This is a genomic window from Streptomyces sp. SKN60, assembly GCF_026236535.1.
Classification (GTDB): domain Bacteria; phylum Actinomycetota; class Actinomycetes; order Streptomycetales; family Streptomycetaceae; genus Streptomyces.
On the sequence record NZ_JAHTMW010000024.1, the window covers coordinates 101,215 to 108,057 of the forward strand.

Below are 6,843 nucleotides of genomic sequence, written 5' to 3' on the forward strand. Positions count from 1 at the left end.
GTCGGTCAGGCGGCTACGGCGTGCGCGGCGCGGGAGGCGGTGGCGCGGTGGCCCTCGGGCAGCGCGAGCCGCAGACCGAACTCGACGACCCGCCAGCCGAGTTGGACGCGCAAGGGCGGCGCGACGGCGGCGGCAGGGGCGGCGACGGGAACGGCGGACAGCTCGCGCTCGGCGTCGGCGAGGTGGTGCAGCGTCAGGTGGATGTCGGCGTGCATGGTGATGGTGGCCTTTCCGGTAGGTGCTGCGTGGGGGCGGAGGGCGGAGGACGGAGGGCGGGGGAGCAGGGGAACGCGGTCAGTTGACGCCGTGCTGGGGGAAGGCGTGCAGGTGCATCCGTATCCGCTGGGCGTCCGGCGCCTCGGGGTCGGCGCTGTCCCGGTACTCGTCGATCAGCGCGTGGATCTTCTCGTTGAGCTCGTGTGCGCGCTCGGGCGAGAGGTGGAGCGTGAAGTCGCTCATGTCGGAGGAGTCCCGCCAGACCTCGTCCCACTGGTCGCGGGTGCCGAGGTAGGTGTTGAGCTCCGTGGTGTGGATGTTCGCGATCTCGTGGAGGTAGACCTCGACAGCACCCTGGACCTCCGGGTCCGGGTTCTTGTACAGCGCGCCGTCGAACGTGGTGCCCTGCTGCATGGCCCGCCACCAGCGCTCCCGGCCCTTGCCGAGCTCCGGGGCGTCCTCGACGAAGCCGTGGGCCGCGAGCTGGCGCAGGTGGTAGCTGGTGGCGCCGCTCGACTCGCCGAGCCGGTCGGCGAGTTGGGAGGCGGTGGCCGGGCCGTGGTGGCGCAGGGCGCGCAGCATCTGGATGCGCAGCGGGTGGGCGAGCGCCCGCAGGGAGCGCGGGTCGAGGACCCGGCTCACCGGCGCTTCGTTCCCGGGCTGGTTCTCCCCGGGCTGGTTCTCCCCGCGCCGGTTCTCCCCGCGCTCGTTCTTCTCGTGCTCGTTCTCGGGCATGGAACAACCGTAGAGTTGCAAAGAGCTCTCTGCAACCCTTTTTTGCAGAACTTCTTTGCAACTCATCCGGGGGAGGGGCGGCGACTCAACTCCCCTGGATGAACCCCTCCTTGATCAGCCACTCCTTCGCCACCTCGTGCGGGTCCTGCCCCTCCACGTCGACCTTGGCGTTGAGGTCCTGCGCGACCTCCGTCGTCAGCTTCGCCGTCACCGGGTTCAGCAGGTCGGCGATCTCCGGGTGCTCGGCGAAGGCCTTGCCGTTCAGCTCCGGCGCCGCGTTGTAGTTGGGGAAGAAGTGCTTGTCGTCCTCCAGGACGGTCAGGTCCATCGCCTTGATCCGGCCGTCCGTCGTGTACACCTCGCCGAGCAGGCACGAGTCGGACTTCGAGACCTGGGTGTAGATGATCCCCGCGTCCATCTTCTGGATGTTCGAGGCGGGCAGGTCCATGCCGTACGCCTTCTGCATGCCGGGCAGTCCGTCGTCGCGCGAGGCGAACTCGTTCTCCACGCACACCGTCACCGCCGACGGGTCCTTCTTCGCGAGCGCGGCCGCGTCGGAGAGCGTCCTGAGCTTGTACTTCTCGTTGTTCTTACGGCTGATGGCGAGCGCGTAGGTGTTGTCGAGGGTGGACTGCGGCAGCCAGACCACCCCGTTCGCGCGGTCCGCGTCGCGCACCGCCTCCCACTGCTGCTGCGGGTCCACGATCGGTTCGGCGTGGCCGAGGTACGTGATCCAGGCCGTGCCCGTGTACTCGTACATCGCGTCGGCGTCGCCCTTCACGATCGCCTCGCGGGTGCTGATCGAACCGGCGAGGTTCGTGCGGTCCAGGACCTCGGCGCCCGCCGCCTTGAAGACCAGGCCGATCATCTGGCCCAGGATGATGTTCTCGCTGAAGTTCTTGGACGTGACCGTCAGCGAGGCGCCCTCCAGCGGCCGGCCCTGCCCGACCGAACCGGGCGAGACCTCGTCCACCATCGGCGAACCGCTCTTCAGCCCGCAGCCGGCGACGGCCAGCGCCAGCACCCCGGCGAGCCCGCCCGCCAGCAGCGTCCGAGTACGTCCTCCGTACCCGCGTCCGCGCCCCTGTCGCCCGCTCATGCCGACGCCTCCAGGCCGCGCGGTGTGAGCACCAGCTCGGCGAGCGAGGCCAGCCAGTCCACGATCAGCGCGAGCGACACGGTCAGCACGGAGCCCAGCACCAGGACCGGCATCCGCTGGGTCTGGATGCCGGAGGTGATCAGGTCGCCGAGGCCGCCGCCCCCGCCGAAGGTCGCGAGCGTCGCGGTGCCCACGTTGAGGACCAGGGCGGTGCGCACGCCCGCGAGGATCAGCGGGACGGCGAGCGGGAGTTCGACCTTGGAGAGGGTGCCGAACGAGGACATCCCGATGCCCCGGGAGGCCTCCACCAGCTGCGGGTCGATGGCCTTCAGGCCGGCCACCGTGTTGGAGAGCACCGGCAGCACCGCGTAGATGACCATGCCGACGATCGCCGTCGAAGCGCCGATGCCCATCCAGATCACGAGCAGCGCGAGCAGACCGATCGCCGGGGTGGCCTGGCCGATGTTGGCGATGGTGGTGAAGACGGGCGCCGCCCGGCTGAGGCCGCGCCGGGTGAGGGCGATGCCGAGCGGGATCGCGATGATCAGCACCCAGAAGGTGGAGATCGCGGTCAGCTGGATGTGCTGCCGCAGCCGCAGCCACACGACGCCCTCGGCGAGGGCGTTGCGCGCGATGGAGTCGAGATCGACGTTGGAGATCCACAGGAAGGTCGCGAGCAGCACGACCGCCACGAAGGTGGGCAGGAAGACGAGTTTGCGCCAGGTGATCCGGCGCGGCGCCGCGGCCCGCGGGGGAGGCGGCGGCTCCTCCTCGGCCGGGCCCTCCACCTCGGCCGGCCCCTCCACCAGCGCCTCCGCGCCCCCCGGCTCCGTACCACCTCCCCCACCGCCCCCACTCCCGCCGTTCACGCCCCGCCCTCCAGCTCCTGCTCGGTCAGATGGGCGCGATGCACCTCCAGGTCGTGCTGGTGCTCGATCGCGGTCAGCCGGTCGGCCTCCAGGAGCTCGTGGACCGAGTTCATCAGGGTCTCCATGTCGACCACGCCGATGTACTCGCCGCGCCGCCCGGTCACCGCGACCCGCCCGCCGCTGTCGAGGAGCACCGCCTCCAGGGCGTCGTGCAGGGTCGCGTCCCGGGTCACCGTGTCGTGCACCAGGGTGCCCGCGCGGGCGAGCGAGCCCTTGGCGCGCATCAGGTCGCCGCGCCGCAGCCACTTGTACGGGCGGCCGCGCCGGTCGAGCATCAGGAGCTCGTTGTGGCGGCCCTCGCGCAGGGTGTTGAAGATCGACTGGAGCGGGTCGTCGACGGTCACCGTCGGGAAGTCGGCGATGCCCACGTCCCGTACCCGGGTCAGGTTGAGCCGCTTCAGCGCGGCACCCGCGCCGACGAAACCGGAGACGAAGTCGTCCGTCGGGTTGGTGAGGATGGCCTCCGGGGTGTCGAACTGGGCGATGTGCGAGCGCTCCCGCAGCACCGCGATCCGGTCGCCCAGCTTGATCGCCTCGTCGAAGTCGTGGGTGACGAAGACGATCGTCTTGCGCAGCTCGTGCTGGAGCCGGATCAGCTCGTCCTGGAGGTGGTCGCGGGTGATCGGGTCGACCGCGCCGAAGGGCTCGTCCATGAGGAGCACGGGCGGGTCGGCGGCCAGCGCCCGCGCCACGCCCACCCGCTGCTGCTGGCCGCCCGACAGCTGGCGCGGATAGCGCCCGTGGAACTCGCGCGGATCGAGCCCGACGAGGTCGAGCATCTCCTCCACCCGGTCCTTCGTCCGGGACTTGGACCAGCCGACCATCTTCGGGACCAGGGCGATGTTCTCGGCCACGGTCATGTGCGGGAAGAGCCCGGAGGACTGGATCGCGTAACCGACCTTGCGGCGCAGCTTCACCGGGTCGATCTTCGTGACGTCCTCGTCGCCGATCCGGATCCGGCCGGCGGTCGGCTCGATCAGCCGGTTGATCATCTTCAGGGTGGTGGACTTCCCGCAGCCGGACGGGCCGACGAAGATGACCGTCTCGCCCGCCTTGATCTCCATGTTCACGTCGTCCACGGCGGGGTTGGGGTTGCCGGGGTAGCGCTTGGTCAGCCCCTCCAGCTCGATCGAGGCCCCGGAGGTCGCGCCGTGCACACCGCCGGTCCCGTTCATGCCGGTCCCGTTCATGCCGTTGGCGCTCGCACCGCGGACGGATTCGGACACGGGTTCAGACACGGATCCCCCTCGGAATCGTCAGCCGGCCGAGCAACACGTACGCCCCGTCGAAGAGCAGCGCCAGGATCACGATGCCGAGCGTCCCGGCGAGCACCTGGTTGATCGCGTTGGCGCTGCCCAGGGACGCGATGCCGCGGAAGATCTCGTTGCCGAGGCCGGGCCCGGAGGCGTACGCGGCGATGGCGGCGATGCCCATGAGCATCTGGGTCGACACCCGGATGCCGGTGAGGATCGGCGGCCAGGCCAGCGGCAGCTCGACGCGCAGCAGCCGGGCCGGCCGGGACATGCCGATGCCCGTCGCCGCGTCCACCAGGCTCGGGTCGACCCCGCGCAGCCCCACGATCGCGTTCCGTACGACCGGAAGGAGTCCGTACAGCGTCAGGGTGATCACGGTCGGCGGCACGCCCAGGCCGACCAGCGGGATGAGGAGACCGATCGCGGCGAGCGACGGGATGGTGAGCAGGGAGGCGGTGGACAGGATCGCCAGGTTCCCCGCCCACGGGCTGCGATAGGTGAGGACACTGATCAGCACCCCGAGCAGGGTGGCGATCACCATGCACTGGAAGACGGCGCTGGCGTGCTGGTACGCGTCGGTGAGCAGCTGCTGGTGGCGACTGACCACGTACTCCCAGAAGCTCACACGCGACCCCTCCGCAAGCGCTGTAGGGCTACCGCGGCGGAAGCGGGTCCTCCGCGGCCTGTTCCACCAGCGGGATGATCCGCAGGGGGACCGGGTTCTCCATGACGATCGCCGTGGAGGCCCGGACGATGCCATCAAAACCGACGACCCGGTCGATCACCCGCTGGAGATCGGCGTTGGAGCGGGCCACCAGCCGGCACAGCATGTCGCCGTGGCCGGTGGTGGTGTGCAGTTCGAGGACCTCCGGCACGGTCGCCAAGTGCCCGCGCACGTCCGCGCCTTGGCCCTGCTTGATCTCCAGGGTGGCGAAGGCGGTGACCGGATAGCCGAGCGCGGCGGGGTCGACCTGGGGGCCGAAACCGCTGATGACTCCATTCGACTGAAGCCGGTCGAGCCGGGCCTGCACGGTGCCGCGGGCCACCCCGAGCCGGCGCGAGGCCTCCAGGACCCCGATCCGGGGCTCCTGCGCGAGCAGCACGATGAGCCGCCCGTCCAGATGATCGATCGCCACGGCGGCCTCCCGGTGGTCATCATGTACAAGTCGTCCGCCCATACTGAACGGTCGCTGTGCAGATTGACCAGTGGAACAAGAAACTATTGCGCACCTTGCGAGTCGGCGGGACGCTCATTCCATGACTGAGACCATCGATCACACCCCGACCACCGCGCGTGAGGCCGATCCCTTCCCGGTGAAGGGAATGGACGCGGTCGTCTTCGCCGTCGGCAACGCCAAGCAGGCCGCGCACTACTACTCCACGGCCTTCGGCATGAAGCTGGTCGCGTACTCCGGACCGGAGAACGGCAGCCGCGAGACCGCCAGTTACGTCCTCACCAACGGCTCCGCCCGTTTCGTGTTCACCTCCGTCATCAAGGCCACCACCGAGTGGGGCCGCTTCCTCGACTCCCACGTCGCCGAGCACGGCGACGGCGTGGTCGACCTGGCGATCGAGGTGCCGGACGCCCGAGCCGCGTACGCCTACGCCGTCGAGCAGGGCGCCACCGGCCTGGTCGAGCCGCACGACGTGAAGGACGAGCACGGCACCGTCGTCCTCGCCGCCATCGCCACGTACGGCAAGACCCGCCACACCCTCGTCGAGCGCTCCGGCTACGACGGCCCCTACCTGCCGGGTTACGTCGCCGCCGCCCCGATCGTCGAGCCGCCGGCCAAGCGCACCTTCCAGGCCATCGACCACTGCGTCGGCAACGTCGAGCTCGGCAAGATGAACGACTGGGTCGGCTTCTACAACAAGGTCATGGGCTTCACGAACATGAAGGAGTTCGTGGGCGACGACATCGCGACCGAGTACTCGGCGCTGATGTCGAAGGTCGTCGCCGACGGCACACTCAAGGTGAAGTTCCCGATCAACGAGCCGGCGATCGCGAAGAAGAAGTCGCAGATCGACGAGTACCTGGAGTTCTACGGCGGCGCGGGCGTGCAGCACATCGCCCTCGCCACGAACGACATCGTCGCCACGGTGCGCGCGATGCGGGCGGCCGGTGTCCAGTTCCTCGACACCCCCGACTCGTACTACGACACGCTCGGCGAGTGGGTCGGCGACACGCGCGTGCCGATCGAGACCCTCCGCGAGCTGAAGATCCTCGCCGACCGCGACGAGGACGGCTACCTGCTGCAGATCTTCACCAAGCCGGTCCAGGACCGTCCGACCGTCTTCTTCGAGATGATCGAGCGGCACGGGTCGATGGGCTTCGGCAAGGGCAACTTCAAGGCCCTGTTCGAGGCGATCGAGCGCGAGCAGGAGCGCCGCGGCAACCTCTGACCGCCGCTCCCCCCCATACGAGGGGCCCGGCCCCGGGTACGTCCCGGGGCCGGGCCCCCGCATGCCCCGGGCGGGTACGGGGGGCTCGCCCGGGGCGTTCTCCGGCACCGCCGCCACCTCCCGTGTGGGCGTTCGTCCCGCAGGGCGGGACGGGTGGGCACACGGGACGGCGCCCATGCGGGCGCGTTCCGCACCTGCGCCTGGACCC

Annotated in this window: 8 protein-coding genes; 1 reads left to right on the forward strand and 7 read right to left on the reverse strand. The window is 70.0% G+C overall.

The features are described 5' to 3' along the window. Nucleotides 1-5 precede the first annotated feature (5 nt). The 7 genes from KV205_RS30985 to KV205_RS31015 all read right to left on the reverse strand — a co-directional run bounded on the left by KV205_RS30985 (nt 6) and on the right by KV205_RS31015 (nt 5,368). Nucleotides 6-215 (reverse strand): hypothetical protein, encoded by a 210-nt coding sequence (locus KV205_RS30985; RefSeq protein WP_265868110.1) that lies wholly within the window; start codon nt 213-215, stop codon nt 6-8. 79 nt (nt 216-294) lie between these two features. After that, nucleotides 295-951: a transcriptional regulator gene (locus KV205_RS30990; RefSeq protein ID WP_265868112.1), complete on the reverse strand. Its 657-nt coding sequence runs from the start codon at nt 949-951 to the stop codon at nt 295-297. An 85-nt stretch (nt 952-1,036) separates the two neighbouring features. Further along, a complete protein-coding gene (locus KV205_RS30995) occupies nt 1,037-2,050 on the reverse strand; it encodes a glycine betaine ABC transporter substrate-binding protein (protein WP_265868113.1) in 1,014 nt (337 codons plus the stop codon). Further along, nucleotides 2,047-2,859: an ABC transporter permease gene (locus KV205_RS31000; protein WP_274711067.1), complete on the reverse strand. Its 813-nt coding sequence runs from the start codon at nt 2,857-2,859 to the stop codon at nt 2,047-2,049. Before KV205_RS31000 ends, KV205_RS30995 begins: the two co-directional genes overlap by 4 nt. A 56-nt stretch (nt 2,860-2,915) precedes the next feature. Continuing rightward, entirely contained in the window at nt 2,916-4,169 is a 1,254-nt protein-coding gene (locus KV205_RS31005) for a betaine/proline/choline family ABC transporter ATP-binding protein (RefSeq protein WP_265868128.1), read from the reverse strand. 40 nt (nt 4,170-4,209) lie between these two features. Continuing rightward, nucleotides 4,210-4,857, reverse strand: a complete 648-nt coding sequence (locus KV205_RS31010; protein ID WP_265868114.1) for an ABC transporter permease — start codon at nt 4,855-4,857, stop codon at nt 4,210-4,212. Between the two features lie 28 nt (nt 4,858-4,885). Next, nucleotides 4,886-5,368: an Lrp/AsnC family transcriptional regulator gene (locus tag KV205_RS31015; protein WP_265868115.1), complete on the reverse strand. Its 483-nt coding sequence runs from the start codon at nt 5,366-5,368 to the stop codon at nt 4,886-4,888. Between the two features lie 121 nt (nt 5,369-5,489). Between KV205_RS31015 and hppD the strand changes: the two genes are divergently transcribed. Next, on the forward strand, nt 5,490-6,635 hold the full coding sequence (hppD, locus tag KV205_RS31020) for a 4-hydroxyphenylpyruvate dioxygenase (RefSeq protein WP_265868117.1): 1,146 nt from the start codon (nt 5,490-5,492) through the stop codon (nt 6,633-6,635). Nucleotides 6,636-6,843 lie beyond the last annotated feature (208 nt).